18 protein-coding genes are annotated in these 21846 nt (G+C 61.7%); 3 read left to right on the top strand and 15 right to left on the bottom strand.

Annotated elements, in window-relative coordinates; genetic code table 11:
* On the bottom strand, positions 1 to 1253 hold a 1253-nt coding region (locus VF436_RS10990; RefSeq protein ID WP_330904065.1), incomplete at its 3' end, for a GAF domain-containing protein.
* A 268-nt stretch (positions 1254 to 1521) separates the two neighbouring features.
* Here VF436_RS10990 and VF436_RS10985 point away from each other — a divergent pair.
* Positions 1522 to 2385, top strand: a complete 864-nt coding sequence (locus VF436_RS10985; RefSeq protein ID WP_330904064.1) for a hypothetical protein — start codon at positions 1522 to 1524, stop codon at positions 2383 to 2385.
* Positions 2386 to 2579: 194 nt separating this feature from the next.
* On the opposite strand, the gene VF436_RS10980 is transcribed toward VF436_RS10985, so the two are convergent.
* From VF436_RS10980 to VF436_RS10960, 5 genes are all read right to left on the bottom strand, one after another.
* Positions 2580 to 3485, bottom strand: a complete 906-nt coding sequence (locus tag VF436_RS10980; protein WP_330904063.1) for a DUF4097 family beta strand repeat-containing protein — start codon at positions 3483 to 3485, stop codon at positions 2580 to 2582.
* Positions 3486 to 3501: 16 nt separating this feature from the next.
* Positions 3502 to 3960 carry a hypothetical protein gene (locus VF436_RS10975; RefSeq protein ID WP_330904062.1) on the bottom strand — a complete coding sequence of 153 codons (459 nt, stop codon included), beginning with the start codon at positions 3958 to 3960 and terminating at the stop codon, positions 3502 to 3504.
* Entirely contained in the window at positions 3957 to 4538 is a 582-nt protein-coding gene (locus VF436_RS10970; protein WP_330904061.1) for an RNA polymerase sigma factor, read from the bottom strand. Before VF436_RS10970 ends, VF436_RS10975 begins: the two co-directional genes overlap by 4 nt.
* Positions 4539 to 4667: 129 nt before the next feature.
* Complete coding sequence (locus tag VF436_RS10965) at positions 4668 to 6452, bottom strand: phosphoenolpyruvate carboxykinase (GTP) (RefSeq protein ID WP_330904060.1); 1785 nt, start codon at positions 6450 to 6452, stop codon at positions 4668 to 4670.
* A gap of 123 nt (positions 6453 to 6575) precedes the next feature.
* Positions 6576 to 7151, bottom strand: a complete 576-nt coding sequence (locus VF436_RS10960) for a helix-turn-helix domain-containing protein (protein ID WP_330904059.1) — start codon at positions 7149 to 7151, stop codon at positions 6576 to 6578.
* A gap of 145 nt (positions 7152 to 7296) precedes the next feature.
* On the opposite strand from VF436_RS10960, the gene VF436_RS10955 reads away from it, so the two are divergent.
* The gene (locus VF436_RS10955) at positions 7297 to 8184 is read left to right on the top strand and encodes an alpha/beta fold hydrolase (protein WP_414649841.1); all 888 of its coding nucleotides are present in this window, start codon (positions 7297 to 7299) and stop codon (positions 8182 to 8184) included.
* Positions 8185 to 8205: 21 nt separating this feature from the next.
* Positions 8206 to 10683, top strand: a complete 2478-nt coding sequence (locus VF436_RS10950) for an acyl-CoA dehydrogenase (RefSeq protein WP_330904058.1) — start codon at positions 8206 to 8208, stop codon at positions 10681 to 10683.
* 67 nt (positions 10684 to 10750) lie between these two features.
* Here the strand turns inward: VF436_RS10950 and VF436_RS10945 are convergent, their stop codons facing one another.
* The 9 genes from VF436_RS10945 to VF436_RS10905 form a co-directional block, all read right to left on the bottom strand.
* Positions 10751 to 11737, bottom strand: coding sequence for a diguanylate cyclase domain-containing protein (locus VF436_RS10945; RefSeq protein WP_330904057.1), 987 nt, complete (start codon positions 11735 to 11737; stop codon positions 10751 to 10753).
* Positions 11738 to 11747: 10 nt separating this feature from the next.
* Entirely contained in the window at positions 11748 to 12314 is a 567-nt protein-coding gene (locus tag VF436_RS10940; protein WP_330904056.1) for a chemotaxis protein CheB, read from the bottom strand.
* Position 12315: 1 nt separating this feature from the next.
* Positions 12316 to 13143, bottom strand: coding sequence for a CheR family methyltransferase (locus VF436_RS10935; protein ID WP_330904055.1), 828 nt, complete (start codon positions 13141 to 13143; stop codon positions 12316 to 12318).
* A gap of 4 nt (positions 13144 to 13147) precedes the next feature.
* Positions 13148 to 16792: a response regulator gene (locus VF436_RS10930; RefSeq protein WP_330904054.1), complete on the bottom strand. Its 3645-nt coding sequence runs from the start codon at positions 16790 to 16792 to the stop codon at positions 13148 to 13150.
* Between the two features lie 103 nt (positions 16793 to 16895).
* Positions 16896 to 17804 (bottom strand): type II CAAX endopeptidase family protein, encoded by a 909-nt coding sequence (locus VF436_RS10925; protein ID WP_330904053.1) that lies wholly within the window; start codon positions 17802 to 17804, stop codon positions 16896 to 16898.
* A gap of 44 nt (positions 17805 to 17848) precedes the next feature.
* Positions 17849 to 19450 carry a peptide chain release factor 3 gene (locus VF436_RS10920; protein WP_330904052.1) on the bottom strand — a complete coding sequence of 534 codons (1602 nt, stop codon included), beginning with the start codon at positions 19448 to 19450 and terminating at the stop codon, positions 17849 to 17851.
* Between the two features lie 335 nt (positions 19451 to 19785).
* Entirely contained in the window at positions 19786 to 20454 is a 669-nt protein-coding gene (locus VF436_RS10915; RefSeq protein ID WP_330904051.1) for a M24 family metallopeptidase, read from the bottom strand.
* Positions 20455 to 20609: 155 nt separating this feature from the next.
* Positions 20610 to 20957 (bottom strand): DUF1304 domain-containing protein, encoded by a 348-nt coding sequence (locus VF436_RS10910; protein WP_330904050.1) that lies wholly within the window; start codon positions 20955 to 20957, stop codon positions 20610 to 20612.
* A gap of 151 nt (positions 20958 to 21108) precedes the next feature.
* Positions 21109 to 21846: pyridoxal-phosphate dependent enzyme (locus tag VF436_RS10905; protein ID WP_330904049.1), on the bottom strand; the 738-nt coding region annotated here is incomplete at its 5' end.

Raw genomic sequence — 21846 nt, 5'->3', positions numbered from 1 at the left:
GCTAGCAGCGGCTTGCCGTGGCGCAAGACATATTCGGTGGCGCCCCGGCCATGCGCGCGTGGCAACCTTACGCTGTCCAACTCGTCGACCGAATACGGAAAGGTCAGTTGCTTGCGTTCTTCATCCAGCAGCGCGATATAGAAGTTGCGCGCATACAGCAGGCCGCCGATCACGCGATGCACGGCGGCGTAGAAGTTGTCCAGGCTCTCGGTGGCATTGGCCAGTTCAGCAATGCGGAACAAGGCCGCTTGCAGGCGTTCGCCGCGCTGGCGTTGTAGCACCTGTTGCCGCAACACGCGGTTGGCTTCACGCAGCGCGGCCGTGCGTGAGGCAACGCGCCGCTCCAGCTCGGCGTGGGCCTCACGGCGCTCCAGCGCCGTCTGCACATGCTGGGCGACATAGCTGAGCAGTTCGCGATCGTGCTGGGTGTAATGCGTGTCTTCGCGATAGCTTTGCATCACGATGCCGCCCACCACACGGTTGTCACGCAGCAGTGGTACGCCGAGCCAGTGCTCGCAGTTGGGACCGACCGGGCTCAGGTGCTCGCCTAACTGGTGGGTCAGTTCCTCGATCGAGCCCATGATGGGCTGGCCACCGTGCAGCAAATGCCAGGTCAGGCTGTCACGCATGTCCTGCAAGGGCTGGCTCTGGTCAGGCAGCGGCGGGTCCTTGTCCATCGTGTCGACGTAGTACGGGAAGCGCACGTTTCCCGTCGCGGCGTCGTAGAGCACGATATAGAAATTCTCCGCGTACATGAGGCTGCCGAGGATGGCGTGCAGTGAGCGCATCATCTCGGTCATGTTGTGCTCGGCGCCAGCCTGTTCTGCAATGGCATACAACGCCCGTTGCAGGCGTTCGGCCAGGGCCAGCCGGGAAATCGCCTCATACAGGCGGGATGTCTCGGCCAGCTGCCGCAGCCGTGCCGCGGCCATGCGACCAAGCCAGGCAAGCAAATCGCGCCCGGGGCCCGATAGGGATGCATCGGTAAGGGGTATGTCAAGCACCAGGGTGCGCATGCCTTGTGGATCGTCGGCCAGCTCGATGTGTTCATCGGCTAGCGGCAGAGGCGCTTCCGCCGCGGGTTGCCAGTGCAGGTGGCCGACCACGCCCAGGGCTTTCAAGGCGGTGTCACAGATATCCAGTACGGTGGCGGCATCAGGGGCGCGGAACAGTCGCTCGGCGGCATCGCGCAGTACGGCGACATCCCCTTCGTTGCGGGGCAGCGATGCACTGCTGTTTGGCGCGAGATTCATCGGGCGCGACCGGGCTCGAAGGTGATGGTTTAGGCGACTTTATAGCGTGTTGGTTCAGCTTTGTCGCCCATTTGGCGCAGCTGCGGCCTCCCTGGAGCGGCAGTGTGGCATGGTCTAAGGAATTGGAGCCTAAGTTGCTGTTGCAAAACAAGAAAAATTTCCACGAAAACCGCTTCGAGTGGGTTGTTATTAAAAAGTAAAATATGCTAATCTCAACCCCGAAAAGTCCCTCGGGGGAGGGATGTATACCGGACTGTAAACGATCGTCATGCGCCGCCTTCTGCTCTCACTGCCGTTTCTGCTGACGCCGCTTGCTGCGGTCGGGCAGGTTGCGTCCAGTGGGCAGGCGTCGCAGCCGACGCTGTTCATCCAGCAAGACCAGTTCCCGGCGAACCCAGATAGCATAAACAATGGCTTCAACCGTGGTGATGGCGCGGCTCAGCGAGGCGCGGCGCCGCTGGTGCTGCGACCGGATGCGCGCACTCGTACGGCTGACAGCCAGTACGGTCTGACGCCCAATCTTCAGGCACATGCCTCGGTCAGCGAGCATAGCTGGGTCAATAGCGGCGCTCCGCGTGTCATTGGTAGCGAACTGGGTGTCACCTACAACACCGGGCGCTACAGCCTTGGCCTCAGTGCCGGCGCGACGAGTGTGCCCAACAGTTCGACCTTGCCGCGTTTGCTGCCGGGTGGGGCGTTGGGTAGCGTCAACGGGCTTTCCAGTTTCGATAGCAGCGCACAGCTCAACGCGCGTGGCCGTCTGGCTTTGGACAGCAAGAGTGGCATCGATCTTGGCGCCAGCGTGGGTCGGGTCCGGCTGTTGCCAGGCAATCTGCTGGGTATCAGCACCCTCGACCAGAAAGCCCTCAGTTTTGGCGTCGATCGTGGTCCGTTGAGCGGCTCGATCGTGGGGCGTACTTTGCAGCCGCAGGCTGGCATCCCGGGCGCTTATAACGCCGACCGCCACTGGAACAGCATCGACCTGGGTGTGACCCTGCGTCTGCCGTGGCAGGGCGAGTTGAGCATCGGCGCGCAGAACGTATGGTCTTCGGGCAATGGTGCCAACACACCCGCCGGCCCTGAGCCCGATCAATCGCGCACGCCCTACGTGCAGTATCACCAGGATTTGTGAGGTCGTGCGCCTGCGGCGCGCTGTGAGCTCGGCCACTGCGTGGCCTGTAAGTAAAGAAAAAAAGCCGGTCTCTTGACCGGCTTCTGCTTATCTGCTTCTGCTTTCCGCCGTTGATCGTTGCTCTTACGAGCGTCAGCGAGCGGCTTCACAGGCCACGCAGGGGTCGACTTCACAGTCAGCGGCAGCGCGGCCACTCACTCCCCCCGCTTGATCCTCAAATCACCGCTGAACGTCTCCACCGTCACCTTCGCCGAGCCGCTGCCTGCGGTTGCATTCAACTCGCTGCCTGGGCCGTGTTCGTTCTTCTTTGGCGTGCCGAAGTCGCTGCGCAAGTCACCGCTGAAGCTGGTGGCATGGATGGCGGCCGACAAGTCGCTGGGGAAGGCCAGTTGCACGTCGCCACTCATGCTGTCGATGCTGTAGCTGCCATTCGCGTTGACTCCGCCACCCAACTGCACGTCGCCGGAAACGGTACTCAGGTTGAGCTTCTGCCACGGGCCGCCGTTGACGCGGATGCGTCCGGATACCGTCTGCAATTGTGCTTGCGAACCCACGCTGGGAGCGAGAATGTCGCCGCTGACTGTTTGCAGGTTGACTGCTTCGGCATGGCCGGCCAGTTCGATGCTGCCACTGACGCTGTTGGCGGTGACCGAGGGTGAGCGAGCGCTGATGCGGATCTTGCCGCTCACGCTGTTGACCTTGATGTCGCCACCATCGATGCCATCGATGCCAAGTGGAGCGCTGATCACGCCCACGTTCAATGACGCGGCCTTGGGTACTCGTATCTCAAGCGTGCTCGATGACATGCGGGTGTCGCTATTCCAGTTGAACCAACCGGATTTACTTCCCAGCGGTTCGACCTTGATCGACAGATTGTTGTTGCTGCCCGTGATCTCCAGTGGTTTGGCACCTTCACCTAGGCTGCCCGACACCTGCACTTGGTTGCGATCCCAGGCGGTGATGGTGACGTTGCCCTTGATATTGGTGATGTCGATATGCGCGTCGGCGGATGCGTCGTGACTGATGTTGATCGGCGTATCGGCCAGGGCCTGGCCAATGACCAGGCAGAGCAGCACAGGGGTATAGCGTAATGTTTTCATGGTGGGTTCCTGCGGCTCAGCTTGCCTGGTTTTCCATATGGCGCAACTGCGCCTGTTGTTGTTCGGTGCGATCGAGCAGGCGTTGCAGCGCCACGGAATCGGGTGCCTGCTTGAGAGCCTGCCGAAGTTCCATCTGGGCGGCATCCAGTTCGACGGCGGCGCCAGCCAGGCGCGGATCGTTGGGTTTCCAACGCGTCACGTCCGATGGGGTGGACGACGGCGTCGTGTTCGCCACCGTCGTGGGAACCTGGGCCTGTTCGCGTTGCCATTGAAAGGCCAGCCCTCCTGCGAGCAGGGCCAGGCCGGCCACGCTGGCGGCCAACAACCATGCCCTTGGCCGGCGGCGTGCGGAAGGTGTCGAGGCTTCGGGCCGCGCTGCATCCAGGGCCGCATCGATCTGCGTCCACAGGTCGCGTTGCGGGGCGACCGGTTCACGCAAGGTGCGCATCTGACGGTGCCATTCGAATTCATTCATGAGCTTTCTCCCAACACTTTCCGCAGCAGGCCGCGAGCGCGGTGCAATTGTGCTTTGGACGAACCTACTGCCATACCTAATTCTTCACCGATTTCCTCATGGCGCCAGCCTTCCACATCGTGCAATACCAGTACGGCGCGTGCACGAGGCGGTAACGTGGCGATGGCGCGTTCGAGTTCTTCGCGTTCGGCGGCACAGAACGGTGTCTGACCATGATCGGGAATGTCGTCCTCGTCCATCATGTGCACAGGATCGGCGCCGCGTGAGCGTATATCCATCAGGGCAACATTCACCGCCAACCGATACAACCACGTGCTGAAGGCGCTTTCGTGACGGAAGCCAGCCAACTTCTGCCAGCATCGTACAAAGGCTTCCTGCGTCAGATCCTCGGCGCGCGCGTGGTCATAGCCCGCCAGGCGGTAGATCGCGCCGTAGATGCGATCGACATGCTGGCGGTACAACCGATGGAACGCCTGGCGATCACCGCCTGCCGCAGCCTTGATGTCATCGGCGTCTTCACCCTCCGCACGGAGGGCGGGGGGCGGGACGCTTCCTGGTGTGGGGCTGGCGGCAATCATGATCATCTTGCTGGCTTTGATGCATCCGGCCCGTGCAGGGTTTAGATCCTGGTGTAAAAAGGGCAGCCAGCGCTGCCCTGGGACCGCACGATGCATGACACCGGCGCCTGCGTCCAGCGCCGGCGTGGCTCAGGACACCGCCGCGCGATTGCGCTGCTGGGGCAGCGCTGCTTCGATGGCTTGCGCCACACGGCGTCGTTCGGCGGCCAGTGGAGGCGGCAACCGGGGTTGGAAGCTCGCCAGGTATTGATCGATCTCGGCCAGTTCCGTGCGCCAGTCTTCGAGATTCACGTCAAGGAGCGCCTCAAGCGCTTCGGGTTGCAAGCGAAGATCCGCCGTACGAAGGTCTTGTGGCGTGGGTAGCGTGCCGATCGGGGTGGCGTGGCCCTGAGCCGTACCCTCGATTCGCGCAATCATCCATTCAAGAACGCGCAGGTTCTCGCCGAATCCTGGCCACAGAAACGTGCCGTCGTTGCCCTTACGGAACCAATTGACGTGGAAGATTTTCGGAAGCTGCTTGCCAGGTCGGTCGAAAGACAGCCAGTGTGCGAAGTAGTCGCCATAGTGATAGCCGCAAAAAGGCTTCATGGCCATCGGGTCACGGCGCAGCACACCTACCGCGCCGGTTGCGGCTGCCGTGGTTTCCGAGCCCATGGCGGCACCCAGCAGCACGCCATGAGCCCAATCGTTGGCCTCGAGCACGAGGGGCAGCAGGGACGGACGGCGCCCGCCGAAGACGATCGCGCTGATCGGTACTCCCTGGGCATCGTCGGCCTTGGGCGACCAGGTTGGGCATTGCCGGGCACTGACCGTGAATCGCGCATTGGGATGCGCGGCCGGTCCGTTGGCCCGATCGTAAGGACGCCCTTGCCAGTCGGTGACCGGCGCACCGGGCAGACCTTCCCACCAGGGCTGGTTGTCAGCAGTCAGTGCGACATTGGTGAAGATGGTGTCGCGTGCGATCGTGCGCAGTGCATTGGGGTTGCTGTCCGCGCTGGTGCCGGGCGCGACGCCGAAGAAACCCGCTTCCGGATTGATCGCATATAAGCGGCCGTCCTCGCCGGGGCGCATCCAGCAGATGTCATCGCCTACCGTCCAGATCTTCCAGCCGTCGCGTCGATAGGCTTCTGGTGGAATCAGCATGGCCAGGTTGGTCTTGCCGCAGGCGGAAGGGAAGGCTGCGGCGATGTAGTGCGTCTGGCCTTGGGGACTTTCGACACCAACGATCAACATGTGCTCGGCCAGCCAACCTTCGCTGCGTGCCTGCCAGCTGGCAATGCGCAACGCGTGGCATTTCTTGCCCAGCAGCGCATTGCCGCCATAGCCTGAGCCATAGGACTTGATCGCCAGTTCCTCGGGGAAGTGCATGATGAAGCGGCGTTCGGGATCGAGCTCGCCGATCGAATGCAGGCCGCGCACGAAATGCCCCTCCCGCTCGATGCGGGTCTGGGCCGCCACGCCCATGCGCGTCATGATGCGCATATTGGCGACCACGTAGGGACTGTCGGTGATCTCCACGCCGCAACGCGCCAACGGCGAATCGATCGGCCCCATGCAATACGGAATCACGTACATCGTGCGCCCCTGCATGCAGCCTTCGAACAGAGCGTCCATCTTTGCATGTGCCTGCCCCGGGTCCATCCAATGATTGTTGGGACCGGCAGCCTGTTGTTCGCGTGTGCATACGAAGGTGAGGTGTTCTACGCGCGCCACGTCAGAGGGATGGGATCGATGCAGGTAGCAGCCTGGATGGGTGGACTGGTTCAGTTCCACCAGATCGCCGGAGGCGAGCATCTGCCGCACCAGTGCCTGGTACTCGGCGTCCGAGCCGTCACACCAGTGAATCTGCGATGGTCGGGTCAAGGCTGCGACGTCATCGACCCAGTGCTGCAACGCATCCATCGAACTTGCCATCGTTTCCCTCTCTGGTCTTGCGGCAAAAGAGAGTGAAAACGCTAGTTTAGGCAAAGTGGCCTGGCAAGGAGCGGTGCAGCAATATAAATCGCGCCCGTGCGGACGAGCCCGCAGAGGCAGGCGTCACGGAATCAATGTCGCGATCATGTGTTCGACGTAGGCGTCGAACTCCTCATGACTGATTCGTGGAAGACCGAGCGTGAAATTGAGCTGCAGGAAGCCCACGTAGGCAGCATAGGTAAGGCGTGCGCGGTTGAGTGCTTCGACCGGCTCCATGCCTGCCTGTTTGTAGGCGGTATGCAGGAAATCCACACGGCGCTGCGAAACGCGGGCCATCACCGGGACCACCTGCGGATGATCCAAGGCCTTCAACAGCGCGGCATAGACGCGATGCGGCTGGATCTCATGGGCCACTCGCCGGAACAATTCAGGCAGGCGCTCGCGCGGGTTGGGAATGGATTCGATCTGGATGATGACCTCGCGCTCACCATACTGCTCCCAGCGCTCGAGAGAGGCTTGCAACAGGGCTTCGCGGGTGCGGAAGTGCCAATAGAAGCTCCCTTTGGTCACTCCCAACTGGCGAGCAAGTGCTTCGACGGCCACTGCGCCAACGCCTTGCTCGGCGATCAGCGCCAGCGCCGCGTCTTCCCAATCCTCTGCCGACAGACGGCTACGTTCGGTTTTGTTGCTGGCATTCATCCGAGCATGTTAGCCCCAGTCCTTGGCTTTGCAAGGCCAGTGCCGGCTAAGTAGTTGAAATCGGGGGTGTCGCTGTATCTCGTGAGAAAGGCATCGCAGGGTGTTGACGTCCCCCTTTTTGCGATCCATACTCATCCGTATGGTAATGCGAGCCGACACCCACCTCCAGAACGAACTGATTGCCATGCGCGATGGCTTGCCGCTGTGCGTAGAGACTTTCAATCCATCAGGCTCGCCGAGCTTGTTGTTTGCACATGGATTCGGCCAGACGCGTGGCGCATGGGGTAGTACCGCGCGTGCGCTGGCGGCTGAAGGATGCCGTTGCGTCACGTTCGACGCGCGTGGGCATGGCGAGAGTGGCAGGGTGGCGGATGGCGCATACCACATGCAGTCCTTTGTCGAAGACCTCGCCGCGTTAGCTCGCTGTCAGCCCGAGCCGCCTGTGCTTGTCGGTGCCTCGATGGGCGGCTTGCTAGGCATGGTGGTGGCGGGCGAGTTCGACCCTGGCGCGTTCCGTGCCCTGGTGCTGGTGGATATCACGCCGCGTTGGGAATCGTCTGGCGTGGAACGCATCCTGGCTTTCATGAAGGCACACCCTGACGGCTTCGCCAGCTACGACGAGGCGGCCGAGCAGATTGCCCTTTACATGCCGCAACGGCGCGAGCGCAAGACGGAGGAGCAACTTCGCCCCTTGCTGCGCAAGGGTGACGATGGCCGTTTGCGCTGGCATTGGGATCCGGCCCTGCTCGATGGATTGGTCAGCGAAAGCGAGCGCTATCAGCCGCAGTTGTTCGCGGCGGCGGCCAAGTTGCGCCTGCCGTTGCTGTTGCTATCGGGGGGGCGCAGTGACGTGGTATCGCGCGATACTGTCAATGAATTCCTGCTGCTGGTGCCGCACGCGCGGCATGTCGAGCTCAAGCAGGCCACGCACATGCTTGCCGGGGATGCGAACGACGCATTCACACGTGAAATCACAGGCTTTGTGCGCGATCTGGGTACCACCGGCGTCCGGCATAGCGCCGGCGTCGTGTAACTGAAGGAGTGAGGTGTAGAAATGTCCGTATTACTGACCCTGCTGGCGGCGTTGATAGCGACCGGCGCCTGCGCATATCACCGCAGCAGCTTGCGGACCTGGGCGATCGTGACCACGCTTGCGACCCTGGTCGTGGGCATACTTGCGAACGCGCCCTGGACCACGATGGTGCTGTTGATCATCGAGGCCCTGATTGCAGTGCCGCTACTGATGGTCAACTTTCGTCGCAAGAAGATCAGCGCGCCGCTGCTGAAGATGTTCGCCAAGGTGACCCCAAAGCTGTCTGCCACCGAGCAGACCGCACTGGAGGCAGGCACGGTCGGTTTCGAGGGTGAACTGTTCTCAGGCAAGCCGGACTGGCACGAGTTGCTCAAGCAGCCCAAGCCGGAGCTGAGCATCGAGGAGCAGGCCTTCATGGATGGCCCGGTGGAACAATTGTGCGCCATGATCGACGACTGGCAGATCACCCACGAGCTGGGCGATCTGCCGCCAAACGTGTGGGACTTCATCAAGAAGAACAAGTTCTTCGGCATGATCATTCCCAAGCAATACGGTGGCCTGGGTTTCTCGGCGCTGGCGCACTCGGCGGTGTTGCAGAAGCTATCGACGATCTCCGCGACGGTGTCTTCCACAGTGGCGGTGCCCAATTCGCTGGGACCGGCCGAATTGCTACTGCACTACGGCAGTGACGAGCAGAAGAACTATTACCTGCCGCGTCTAGCGGTGGGAGAGGAGATTCCCTGCTTCGCGCTGACCGGCCCCTACGCCGGTTCCGACGCGACCTCGATTCCCGACTACGGCATTGTCTGTAAGCAGGTAGTCGATGGTGTCGAAACGCTTGGCGTGCGGCTGACCTTCGACAAGCGTTACATCACATTGGCACCAATCGCCACGGTGGTCGGCTTGGCCTTCCGTCTGTATGACCCAGACAAGCTGCTGGGTGATCAGGAAGATCTCGGCATCACGCTTGCCTTGCTGCCTCGCAGTACCCCGGGCCTTGAGATCGGCCGACGCCATTACCCGTTGAATATTCCGTTCCAGAACGGTCCGGTGCACGGCAAGGATGTCTTTGCGCCGATGAGCACCCTGATCGGTGGCTCGAAGATGGCGGGTCACGGCTGGCGTATGCTGGTGGAATGTCTTTCGGTGGGACGCGCGATTTCGTTGCCGTCCAACGCCACGGGCGCCATCCGTATGTCGGCGGCGGCGACTGGCGCCTATGCGCGCATGCGTAAGCAGTTCGGCCTGGCCGTGGCGCGCTTCGAGGGCGTCGAGGAGGCCCTGGCGCGTATCGGTGGCCTGGCTTACGCCACAGCGGCCTTGTCGCGTGCCACGGCGGCGGCCGTAGATCGCGGTGAGAAGCCGGCCGTGCCGTCGGCAATCGCCAAATACCACGCCACGGAATGGGCACGTATCGTTGCTGGCGACACGATGGATGTGCACGGTGGCAAGGGCGTGCAGTTGGGCCCGAAGAACTATGCCGGTCGCGGCTGGCAATGCGTGCCGATCGCCATCACGGTCGAAGGTGCCAACATCATGACGCGCAGCCTCATGATCTTCGGCCAGGGCGCTATCCGTTGCCACCCCTATGTGCTCAAGGAAATGCAGGCACTGTCGATCGCCGATTACAGCGAGCGCCTGAAAACCTTCGATCGCGCGCTGTTTGGTCACATCGGCTTCGGTATTTCCAACGCGGTGCGTTCGTTCGTGCTGGGCATCACCGGTGCCAGCATCGGTGACGCGGCTGGCGATGCCTACGTGCGTCGCTACTACCGCAAGCTCAACCGCTATTCGGCCGCTCTGGCGCTGTGTGCCGACACCTTCATGGGTGTGCTTGGCGGTAAGTTGAAGTTCAAGGAAAAGCTCTCCGCGCGCCTGGGCGACGTGCTGAGCTATCTGTACATCGCCAGTGCCATGCTCAAGCGCTACGAGGATTCAGGTCGACCGGAAGCGGACCGTCCGTTGCTGGCCTGGGCGTTCCATGAATGCATGTGGCGCACGCAGGCCGCGCTGGATGGCGCCATTCGCAACTTCCCGGTGCGTCCGGTCGCGTGGTTGCTGCGTGCCTTGGTGTTCCCCTTCGGCCGCCGCGAAGTGCCGCCGTCCGATCGCCTGGGTCGCCGTGTGGCGGCCATCATCACCGCGCCGGGCGAGGCTCGCGATCGTCTTTTGCAGTGGACCTACATGACGCCGACCGAAAACAACGTAGTCGGTCGCATGAACGCGTTGTTGCCGGATGTGATCGCCGCCGAGCCGGTAGAACGCAAGTTTGCCAAAGCGCAAAAAACCGGGCAGCTCAAGGCGCACGACTATATCGGTCAACTGGCCGAAGCCAGGCAGGCTGGCGTGATCACCGAGGCCGAATACGATCTGCTCAAGCGTGTGCGAGAAGGCGTGTTCGAGTTCATCTCGGTCGATGACTTCGATCCGCGGGAGCTGCGTTCGGCTCAGGCGCGCGGCGAAGAGAGCAAGCCGGGAAAACTTGCTGACGCCGCCTGATACCGGTTCGACGCGTTAAACAAGACCCTTCCGTGCCGCGGGTGCGGGAGGGTTTTTTTCAGGCGCTTCAAGTCACCATGACGCAGCGGTTCTTACCGCCATCCTTGGCCTGGTAGAGCGCGCGATCGGCCGCCTGGATCAGCGCTTCGTCGCTGCCGTGACTATCGTCATGGTAGGCGATGCCGATGCTGGCACTCACGTGCGCGACAAAGTCGCCGTTGCGGCCTTGCAATGGATACGGCTCGGCCAGCTTGGCACCGACCTGCTTGCAGCGCTCGAGCAAGGCCGTAGTGTCGCTGACGTCCTCAAGAATCAACGCGAACTCATCGCCACCCAGGCGGGCCACGGAATCGTTGGTTCGCAGATGCTGGCGCAGGCGTCCGGCGATGGCAACCAACAGGGCGTCGCCAGCAGGATGGCCGTGCTGGTCGTTGACCTGCTTGAAACCGTCGATGTCCAGCAAGGCCAACGCGAAGCCGGTGCCCTGGCGCGGTGCGCGTGCGATGGCGCTGCGCAGGCGATCGTGAAACAACATGCGATTGGGCAAGCCGGTAAGCATGTCGTGGGTGGCTTGGTGGCGCACCTGCGCCTCAGCGCGTTCGCGCTCGGCCACTTCATCGATCAACTGGCGATTGCGCTCGGATAATTCGTCCATCGCCATCTGCAGCTGCTGGCGTGCGTTGTATAGATCAAGGAATACCCGAACCTTCGATTGCAGGATCGCGTCGTTGACCGGCTTGGCGATGTAATCGACCGCGCCGAAGCGATACCCTTTGAGGCGATTGAGGTCATCTGCATAGGCGGCGGTGACGAAAATGATCGGCGTATCGCGCATGTGGTCTGTCTCGGCCAGCAGCTGCGCTACTTCGAAACCGTCCATATCGGGCATGTTGACGTCGAGCAGGATCAGTGCGAAGCGATTGTCCAGGCATTGAGCGAGTGCTTCGTTGCCGCTTGCGGCCTCGACCAGTTCGGCACCGCAGTCGGCCAGCAGTCGCCGCATCGCAACGAGGTTGGCCGGGGTATCGTCGACAACTAGGATCTTGGTAGCCATGGCGTTCAATCTAGAGACAAAGACAGTTGAGCAAGGGCGCGATCGCCGGTAGCGGCAGGCAATGGTCGGCTCCGGCGATATCCAGGGCAGCCTGCGGCATGACCGGGACTTCGGCATCGGATGGGTCTTGCACAATGGCCATGCCGCCGAGGCGGCGGATGTCGGCCAGGCCGCGTGCGCCGTCCTTGTTGGCGCCCGTCATCACCAGTCCGATCAGCGCAGCGCGATAGGCATCGGCGGCAGAGCTGAGCAGGACATCAATCGAGGGTCGCGAGAAATTGACTTTCGGGTCGACCGAGAGCGAAAAGCGTTCATCGTGTTCGACCAGCAGGTGGTAGCCGCTCGGTGCGACGTGGACCACGCCCCGTCGCGCATGTTCACGCTCGACGGCCTCAACGACCGGTAGTCGCGTGTGGCGGGAAATCAGTTCGCACAGCAGGCCTACATCGCTTGAGCCAGTGTGGCAGCACACCAGGACGGTCGCCGAAATGGCCGGATCGACATCGTGCAGCAGTCGCTCCAGGGCGGATAGACCACCTGCGGAACAACCTATGGCGATCGCGCGCGGCTTTTCCATGTCACCCTTTATGTGCCAATTGGTAAATGCGAAACTTTGCGTCCACCGGGGCAAAGCCACGCGCCGATGGCGCAAAATCGATGCTCTCGCGACTACCCAGGCACAAGAACCCTCCGCGTCGCAGGCTGTCGCGGAACACACCAAGCGCGCGGTCCTGCAAGGCATCGCTGAAGTAGATCAGTACGTTACGGCATAGAACGAGTTGCGCCTCGCAGAACACGTCGTCAGTCACCAGGTTGTGATTGGCAAAGGTGACGTTGCGACGCAGGCGCTGGTCGAGCTTGATCAGTTCGTAGCGGGCACTGTAGTAATCGGCCAGCGTGTGCCTGCCGCCGGCGGCGGTGTAGTTGCGCGACCACAACTGAGCTTCGCGCGCTGGATAGATGGCTTCCTGGGCCTGCCACAGCGCGGCATCGTTGAAGTCGGTCGCATACAGCTGGCAGCGGTCATACAGCCCGGCCTCCTCCAGCAGGATCGCCAGCGAGTACACCTCCTGACCATGTGCGACGCCCGCCAGCCAGATATTGATCTGCGGATAAGAGGCCAGCACGGGGAAAACCTGGTCGCGCAAGGTCTTGAATACCGCCGGATCGCGAAACATTTCTGATACCGGTACGGACAATCCTTCCAGGACGATCGACATGAAACCCGGTTCGTAGAGCACTCGCTCGATCAGGGCACTGACGTTTCGCATCCCTTGCGAGTGGGCCAGTTGCGTAATGCGTCGTTTCAGGGATGCAGGCGCGTATTGACTGAAATCATAGCCATGGCGCAGTTGCAGTGCGCGTACGAACAGTTCGATCTCAATGTCTTCGGATGAGACGGTCATGGCATCAGCGATGCAGCCACACGCGCATCATCGAGGAGAGCTTGTCGATATCGATCGGCTTGGAAAGATAGTCGTTGGCACCTACCTCCAGGCACTTCTCGCGGTCGCCACGCATTGCCTTCGCCGTCAGCGCGATAATCGGAAGATTAGCGTACTGAGGCTGCATGCGAATGGCCTTGATCGTCTCGTATCCGTCCATGACCGGCATCATGATGTCGGTGAGCACGAGTTCGATATCGTTATTGTCCGCCAGTGACTTGAGCGCTTTCTGGCCGTCTTGCGCCATGGTGACCACCAGCCCCCATTCACGCATTACCTTGGACAAGGCGAACAGGTTGCGCATGTCATCGTCCACGAGCAGCACCTTGCGTCCGCGTAATTCGTCATCGACGGCCGTACGCTGACTTGCGGCGGCCACGTGCCTGCGCTCGGTCCTTACGCTATGCAGGAACAGGCTGACCTCATCGAGCAGCCGTTCGGGCGCACGCGCGCCCTTGACGACGATGCTGTCGGTGAAGCGGCGCAGCTTGAGGTTTTCCTCGCGGCTGAGGTCGCGGCCGGAATAGATGACTACCGGCGGAATCTGGCCACGCATGGACAGTTGCTCCAGCAGATCCATGCCAGACATGCCCGGAAGACTCAGGTCCAGCACCACGCAGTCGTACTCGGTGCTGGCGATTCGCTCCAGGGCCTGCTCAGCGCTGGCCGCCTCGTCGATCGTCACGCCGTCGTTGTTGAGCAGGGTACGTACGGCAGCGCGCGAATCGTTGTCGTCATCGACAATCAGCAAATGACGCGTGCCACCTTCGGCGAAATGCATGAGACGTTCGAAGGCACCGTTGATCGCTTCGCGGCTGACCGGTTTGGTAAGGAAACCTACGGCCCCCAGTTCACGGCCGCGGTGTGCTTCATCCACGGCGGAAATAAAATGCACGGGAATATGGCGCGTGTCGTCGTTGCCCTTGAGCCGCTCGATGACCGACCAGCCATCCATGCCCGGCAGCATGACATCAAGCAGAATGCCTGCTGGCTTGAACTTCAGGGCCAGCTTCAAGGCAGATTCGCCCTCAGCTGCGGCCAGCACACGATACCCTTTGCGATGCACCATATCGGCAAGGATGCGCGCGAAGATGGGGTCATCCTCGACGATCAGGATGACCTTGTCCTCGGGGTTGAGGGTCTCGCGATCGTCGTCGATGCTTTCGGGAAGCAGGGCGGCGGTGGTAGGGGCCCGAGAGTAGCTGGTCTCCGTATGACTGGATTCCTTGTCCATCGACACGTCGGTGCCGCTCGCCGGGAGCTCTGGCAACAACAGTGTGAAGGTGCTGCCGTGACCCTCCCGGCTGCGCAGGTCGATGCTGCCGCCGAGCAGTTCCACGATGCGCAGGGAGATGGCCAGGCCGAGCCCGGTGCCGCCGTATTGTCGGCTGGTGCTGGAATCGACCTGTTCGAACGCGCTGAAGATCTTCTGGAACTTGTCGGCGGGAATACCGATGCCGGTATCGGCCACCGCAATGGCAATGACCGGCTTGCCGGCAAGTTTTTCGGGCAGGGCGATATCGGCTGCTGGACGGCCGATGCGTATCGATACCGTCCCCTGCGCGGTGAACTTGAACGCATTGCCCACCAGGTTGGTCAATACCTGCTCAAGTTTGGGCAGGTCGGTCATGACCACCTGGGGCAGGCTCGGATCGAGCTCCAACTGCAGGCCGACGTTCTTCTCCTGGGCGACGTGATCGAACGTGCGCTTGAGTGAGCGCACCAGGCTGCTGAGCGGGGACTCGGCCAGGTTCAACTCCATTTTGCCGGCCTCGATCTTGGACAAGTCGAGAATGTCGTTGATCAAGCGCAGCAGGTTACTGCCCGAGTCATGGATGATGCGTGCCGATTCGATCTGTTCCTCATCCAGGTTCTGCTCGCGGTTCTCGGCCAGACTTCGCGAAAGGATCAGCAGGCTGTTGAGTGGCGTGCGCAGTTCGTGCGACATATTGGCCAGGAATTCGGATTTGTACTGGCTGGCGCGTTCCAGTTCGTCCGCCTTTTCCAGGGTTTCGCGTTGCAGGCGCTCGAGTACGCGTTTCTGCTCGTTGAGCGTTTCGGTCTTCTCGCGCAGTTCCTCGTTGGAGGCCTGTAATTCCTCGGTCTGTACGCGCAGCTCCTCCTCGGAGGCAACCAGTCGCTGTGACTGCTCTTCCAACTCGGCGGTCTTGGCTTGCAAGGCATCGTGACTGTCGCGCAGCACTTCCTTTTGCTGGCGCATGACCAGTTCAGACGTGCGTAGCTCGTCGGCCTGTTCCCGGGTCTGTTCAAGCAGGGCCTGGGTGCGGATGGCGCGCGTCAGGTTTTCCTGCGTCAAGCCAACGATAGGTAGCAGCTCGTCGAGCAACTGGCGTTGCAGGGGCTGCAAGGCGCTGAAGCTCGCCAGTTCCAGCACACCACAGAATTCACCACGGACCAGCACGGGCATGATGACGATGTGGCTGGGCACCGCTTCGCCGCTGCCCGAATGGATGCGCAGGTAGTTGGCCGGCACATCCTGCAATTCCACGATACGCCTTTCGTTCAGGCATTGGCCGACCAGGCCTTCGCCCGGCATGTAGGTTTCCGGTCCCTGCCATACCTGGCGAAGGCCATAACTGCCGAGCAGATCCAGTTGTTCGCGCTGGTTATCGTAGAGGTAATAGATGCCCAGGCCGGCACCCAGCAGCGGCACCAGCGATGATGTGAGCTCATGCGCAAAGTCGCGATGCGTGGTGGTACGCAACAGTCGTCCGGCGATTTCCGAGGCCTGGGTCTTGAGCCAGGTTTGTCCCTGGGTCTCGATGACCATGCTCTTGAAAACCTGCAACGCCCGGGCGATCTCGCCGATCTCGTCGCGGCGGGTCAACTGGCGCACTTCGATCCCGTGGTCGCGGTTGGACAGGCGTGTCATTAGGTCGGTGATGCGCCGCAGGGGACGCGTGATCAGCCGGAAGGTAAGGCTGATCACCATGATGCCGAAAGCCAGTCCGAGCAGGGCGAAGACGATGTTGACGATGCGCGTGGCATTGAGGGTGCTGGCCAGCGCATCGTTGCGCACGGTCAACAGCATGTCTTCCGTATGCGCCATCTGATCGAGCAGGGCGTAGGCATCTTCGATGCGCACGGTACGGCGTGCCACATAGTCGGTACGAATACGTTGCAGGTCATGCAGCTTCTGTTCGGTGTCCGTGGTCGTGACACCACGGACCGGATCGATCGCGATTGTGGTCACCTCGTCACGCCACTTGGTCACCAGGTCCTGCATGCGATCCAGGCGTGCCTGCTGGAGCGAATTGTCCGATGTCAGCTTGCGCACAGCTTCCAGGTGGGTTGCCGTCTCCGTCAGGCCGCTACGGAAGTTGGCCAGTTCATCCTCGCGCTGGTTGAGAATATAGCCACGGGCACCAAGCTGGGCGGTTTGCATGGCCACGCGCACGTCGGCCAGTTCCAAAAGCACGCTATAGGTGTGCGTGGCCCAGCGCCGGTTGTCGTTCTGCTTTTGCAGCGCCGAAAGGGTGAACAGACTGGCGAGCAGGAACAATCCCAGCAACAGGCCGATGGCCAGCAGGATCTTGCGCTGGATGGGTTGGTCGGCGAGCCAGGTTTCTTTCTTGGTATCCGAAGCCATGCATACCATCTTTGTGCGTGCCTGGCTGGTCTTCCCCTCAAGACGCAAGCCGGCCGGGTTATGGTTGACGCTGACGACATCCCAGTCGCTCGCGGGTGAAGCTTCAGTGACGGCGCCAGCGTGGCGCAACAAACGAGCGCCGCCGCCAGGCCACGATCAACAGAGTTGCGGTGAACGCCGAGCAGGTCAATATGGACACCACCGAAGCCTCGGTGCCGAATACACCGCCGCTGAGCCAGTCAGGCCCCGTGCGATAAGACACCAGCCAACCATCGGCCGATGTACCGGAAACTGGAATGCCGAACACGGTGCCCTGCATGACGTTCCATGCCGCGTGCAGCCCCATGCAGGGCCATAGCGACCGCGTGACGTGATAGAGCATGCCCAGCATCAGGCCTGCCTCGATCGCGATGGCCACCGAGCTCCACACCGTGGCGCCCGGGTTGAAGATGTGGGCGGCGCCGAAGAAGGCGGCCGAGACCGCCAGGGCCCAGAATGTCCCCATGCCCTCTTCGACAATGCGAAATAGCACGCCGCGGGAAATGATTTCCTCGTACACCCCGGCGCCGATGCCGGCCGTCAGTAGCGGGGGCAGCCAGTCGACATCATCATTGATGCTGCTGACGTGGTAGATGCCCAGCATCCACATGATGCAGGTCACGAGGCTGAACAGGATGATGCCAATGGCCAAACCCCCGGCAAGCTTTAGCGGTAACTCCTTCCAGGCCAGTTCTCGAGGATGCGGGCGCCGTTCGATCGTACGGGTAAGCGCACTGTAGGCCAGCAACGAAATCAGTACTTGCGCCAAGCAGCCGGTGATCGCCTGTCGTAATGGTGAGGCCGATTTGTCGCCGAGGCCGAACCTGGCCAGGGGCATCTGTACCAGCAGACCGAAGATCAGCATGGCCACGATGAAGAATACGATACGCGCCGTTGGCGAAAAGACCATCCAGCGTTGCCACGCCGGTGCGGTGACCGGCGTGCTGAAAGCGATATCTTGAGACGGCTCCATGGGCTCCCTTCAGGCCGTGGCGGCGTGCTGCCAGATTACCGCAGTCAAATATCCAAGGAGGTGGCGTGCTCGCGGGTCGCGGAGAAACGCACGCCTGGCCAGCGCTCCTGGGCCAGTTGCAGGTTGACCCGTGATGGCGCCAGGTAAACCAGCTCGCCGGCGGCATCGATGCCCAGGTTCATGGCATTTTTTTCGCGGAAATCGGCTAGCTTCTTCGGGTCGTCACAATGGATCCATCGCGCCGTGACGACGCCTACGGTGTCGAAGCTTGCATCGACGTTATATTCGTCCTTCAGGCGATAGGCGACCACATCGAACTGCAGCACGCCCACGGCACCAAGCACCAGGTCGTTGCTCATCAGCGGCCGAAAGAACTGCGTGGCGCCCTCTTCGGAGAGCTGGGCCAGGCCCTTCTGCAAGGCTTTCATCTTGAGTGGATCGCGCAGGCGGGCACGGCGGAACAGTTCGGGCGCAAAGTTGGGGATACCGGTGAAACTGACCAGCTCACCTTCGGTAAAGGTGTCGCCAATGCCGATGGTGCCGTGGTTGTGCAAGCCGATTACGTCGCCTGGATAAGCCGATTCGACGATTTCGCGATCACTGGCCATGAAGGTAAGAGCATTGGCGATGCGCACTTCCTTGTTGGTGCGGGTCTGGAGCATCTTCATGCCTGCACTGTAGGTACCTGAGCAGACACGCATGAATGCAACGCGGTCGCGATGGGCTGGGTCCATGTTGGCTTGGATCTTGAATACGAAACCGGTGAGCTTCTCTTCTTCGGGTTCTACCGTACGCGTAAGTGTTTCACGTGAGCGGGGTGATGGCGCGTGTTCGATGAAGAAGTCAAGCAGCAACTGGACACCGAAATTGTTGACTGCTGAGCCAAAGAATACGGGGGTCTGCTTGCCTGCCAGGTATTGGTCCAGGTCGAATGGATTGGATGCGCCCTGTACGAGTTCCAACTCGTCACGCAGCTCGGCAAGGGCCTGGGCGCCGACCAGCTCGGCCAGGCCGGGGGCATTCAGGCCCTTGAAGATGGTGGAATCCTGGCGAGTGAAGTTCTTGCCGGGTTCGAAGACGTGCACCTCGTCTAGGACCATGTGATACACGCCCTTCAAGCGCTGGCCCATGCCGATCGGCCAGGTCACGGGCGCGCAAGCGATGCCCAGTACCGATTCGACTTCATCGAGCAGTTCGATCGGCGAGCGACCCTCGCGGTCGAGCTTGTTGATGAAAGTCATGATGGGAGTGTCGCGCAGGCGGCACACCTCCATCAGCTTGATGGTGCGCTCCTCCACGCCCTTGGCGCAGTCGATCACCATCAGCGCCGAGTCCACCGCCGTCAGTACGCGATAAGTATCTTCGGAAAAGTCGGCATGACCGGGGGTGTCGAGCAGATTGACGATGCATCCTTCATAAGGGAACTGCATCACCGAGGAGGTCACCGAAATGCCGCGCTCCTTTTCCAGGGCCATCCAGTCGGACGTGGCATGGCGCGCAGCCTTGCGGCCTTTGACCGAGCCGGCCATCTGGATCGCACCGCCGAATAGCAGCAGCTTTTCAGTCAGCGTGGTCTTGCCTGCGTCAGGATGACTGACGATCGCAAAGGTGCGACGGCGGCGGGTTTCGGCGAGATGCGTGGACATGGCGGACGGCACGAGTAGGCGTATGCGAACCGCCTATTCTACCAGGGATGGGTAGGCCCTTAGGGCCGAGGGATGAGTGGTGGTGGCCCTAAAACCGGCCCTCTGCAGCACATCCCCTGTTGCGACCCTCTGGATTATGAGGCCACAGGCAAGGTTCGGTGGTGAGGGGCGCCCTCACTACTCGTCTCTCATGCCTGGCCCGGCATCGTCTCAGGCGTCACATTCTCATTACCTGCCCACCCTCGGCACGACGGTATGGGGGCCGATAGGCCGCCACTCGTCCTTCGGCGCTTGCCGCATAGGCCTGCGCGCGCGCGCGGCGTTCGTCGAGACCGCTAATCGAGCAGCAAGTCTTCGAAGAATGCGCCGTACGGTTCAGTCGGATGCGCAATCTGGATTTCAAGAATCCACCGACCAGGGGACGGTGTGGCATCCAGTTCGCCAAGATCGCCAGCCTTATGAATCGAATGTGGAAAATCGCTAACCCGATGACCTTTGATCGCATGATTCAGCCGCCACCCCATCGTCTCAGCCTGCTGTTCGGCAAACGCGTACAGCGCCTGCCCACTGATCGCATCCTTGCGCCACTTCCCGGCGACGACCTTGAACAGCTCTCGCGCAGCGTCGGCACAGGCCTGGCGCTCCGGCGCGTGGCCGGTCACAAAGGTGTCGCCCACATCGCCCTCGTGGCCATCGAACACCAGGCCCAGGTCAATGAAATAAATGTCGTTTTCGCCCAGTCGTACGGAGGGATCCGAGCGCTCGCGATAGATCTTGGTGGTGTTGGCGCCGATCCGCACGATGGTGGGATGCCACAAGCGCTGCATACCCAGGTCAGCAAAAACCTCGCTGGCGGCAGCCTGCGCCTCGATTTCGCTGATACCGGGGGCCATGCGTTCGCGAATACCGTGGAGCGCAGCCCAGGTGCGCTCCCGGGCACGCAGCATCAGGCTGGGATCGAATCGGGCGCCGACGGCTTCGCGCTGGATGGCTACTGCGTTCAAAGGGATCGCTTTGCTTCAAGTCAGAGCGACAGCGGCTCAAGATGCGGCCTTTTGTCGCGGATGACTCAAGCCTGCCACTTCGATGCAGGACATGCATGCGGCAGAGCACCATGCCGCCGTGAAGGCGGCGTGTGCCATTGAAGGAAGGCTAGGCTCTAGATGAATAGCAGGCCCAGGGCGACAGCGGCGGGCAAGGCCTGGATCGCCAGGATGCGGCGACTGACCGTGAAGCCGCCAAAGATGCCGGCGATGACCACGCAGCCCAGGAAGAACATCGCCACATCGGCGCGTTGCGAGACCAGTGCCCAGACCAGGCCGGCGACCAGAAAGCCGTTGTACAGCCCCTGATTGGCGGCCAGATTCTTCGACTGCGCGGCAAATTCCGGCGTCAGGCGGAAGGTACGACGCCCCAGGGGCTTGTCCCACATGAACATTTCCAGCACCAGAAACCAGGCATGCAGCAGGGCGACAAGGGCGGTAACGATACTGGCGGCGAGAGGCATGGCGGCAGAAGGCTCGAAAATTCAATGCGCCAGCATGCCCGTGGCGACGGGAGATGGGTAGTGGGGCGCAAGTCCGGGCACTGACGATCTGTCGCAGTCTTGCATGTCTGCCTCAAGCGGCAGGTGTCGAGCCCCGCCATCCATTTCTGTTTTATCCAGCCGCGGCATCAAGCCACTCAGCGACCGGAATGCCTTTCGAGCGCAGGAACGCCGGATTGAACAGCTTGGCCTGGTAGCGCATGCCGCCATCGGCCAGGATGGTTACGACCGTGTGTCCCGGGCCGAGTTCCCGCGCCAGGCGCACGGCGCCAGCGACATTTACACCGCTGGAGCCGCCAACGCACCAGCCCTCTTCATGCAGTAGACGGTGAACCCAGGCCACCGATTCCTCGTCGGGAATCGACCAGGCGTGATCGATCGGCGCGCCGTCAAAATTGGCGGTAATGCGGCTGGAACCGATGCCTTCACTTATCGAACTGCCGTTGGCAGCCAATTCGCCGGTCTGCACGTAGCTTGCCAGCGCCGAGCCGGTGGGATCGGCCAGGGCGATACGGACGGCATGCTTGCGCGTCTTCAGGGCTCGCCCGACCCCGGCCAGGGTGCCCCCGGTACCGGCAGCGCAGACAAAACCATCGATCTGGCCACCCGTGCCCTCCCAGATCTCGATGCCGGTCGTGGCGTCATGGAAATCGCGATTGGCGGTGTTGTCGAACTGATTGGCGAACCACGCGCTGCCTGGACGAGCCTGGTTGAGGTCCAAGGCGTGGGCGCGCGCGTGGTGGGCGTAATGATTGGGGTTCTTGTAAGGGACTGCGGGTACCAGTCGAACCTCGGCGCCGGTCAGGCGCAGGGCGTCGATCTTTTCGCGACTCTGTGTATCGGGCATGTA

Source organism: Dyella sp. (assembly GCF_036384435.1).
In the GTDB taxonomy this organism is placed as follows: domain Bacteria; phylum Pseudomonadota; class Gammaproteobacteria; order Xanthomonadales; family Rhodanobacteraceae; genus GSA-30.
This window is presented reverse-complemented; position numbering and strand designations above follow the sequence as displayed.

Excerpts from the sequence above, each read along its gene's own strand:
- VF436_RS10985 (WP_330904064.1), top strand. The coding sequence starts at position 1,522 with ATGCGCCGCCTTCTGCTCTCACTGCCGTTTCTGCTGACGCCGCTTGCT.
- VF436_RS10980 (WP_330904063.1), bottom strand. The coding sequence starts at position 3,485 with ATGAAAACATTACGCTATACCCCTGTGCTGCTCTGCCTGGTCATTGGC.
- VF436_RS10975 (WP_330904062.1), bottom strand. The coding sequence starts at position 3,960 with ATGAATGAATTCGAATGGCACCGTCAGATGCGCACCTTGCGTGAACCG.
- VF436_RS10970 (WP_330904061.1), bottom strand. The coding sequence starts at position 4,538 with ATGATTGCCGCCAGCCCCACACCAGGAAGCGTCCCGCCCCCCGCCCTC.
- VF436_RS10965 (WP_330904060.1), bottom strand. The coding sequence starts at position 6,452 with ATGGCAAGTTCGATGGATGCGTTGCAGCACTGGGTCGATGACGTCGCA.
- VF436_RS10960 (WP_330904059.1), bottom strand. The coding sequence starts at position 7,151 with ATGAATGCCAGCAACAAAACCGAACGTAGCCGTCTGTCGGCAGAGGAT.
- VF436_RS10955 (WP_414649841.1), top strand. The coding sequence starts at position 7,297 with ATGCGAGCCGACACCCACCTCCAGAACGAACTGATTGCCATGCGCGAT.
- VF436_RS10950 (WP_330904058.1), top strand. The coding sequence starts at position 8,206 with ATGTCCGTATTACTGACCCTGCTGGCGGCGTTGATAGCGACCGGCGCC.
- VF436_RS10945 (WP_330904057.1), bottom strand. The coding sequence starts at position 11,737 with ATGGCTACCAAGATCCTAGTTGTCGACGATACCCCGGCCAACCTCGTT.
- VF436_RS10940 (WP_330904056.1), bottom strand. The coding sequence starts at position 12,314 with ATGGAAAAGCCGCGCGCGATCGCCATAGGTTGTTCCGCAGGTGGTCTA.
- VF436_RS10935 (WP_330904055.1), bottom strand. The coding sequence starts at position 13,143 with ATGACCGTCTCATCCGAAGACATTGAGATCGAACTGTTCGTACGCGCA.
- VF436_RS10930 (WP_330904054.1), bottom strand. The coding sequence starts at position 16,792 with ATGGCTTCGGATACCAAGAAAGAAACCTGGCTCGCCGACCAACCCATC.
- VF436_RS10925 (WP_330904053.1), bottom strand. The coding sequence starts at position 17,804 with ATGGAGCCGTCTCAAGATATCGCTTTCAGCACGCCGGTCACCGCACCG.
- VF436_RS10920 (WP_330904052.1), bottom strand. The coding sequence starts at position 19,450 with ATGTCCACGCATCTCGCCGAAACCCGCCGCCGTCGCACCTTTGCGATC.
- VF436_RS10910 (WP_330904050.1), bottom strand. The coding sequence starts at position 20,957 with ATGCCTCTCGCCGCCAGTATCGTTACCGCCCTTGTCGCCCTGCTGCAT.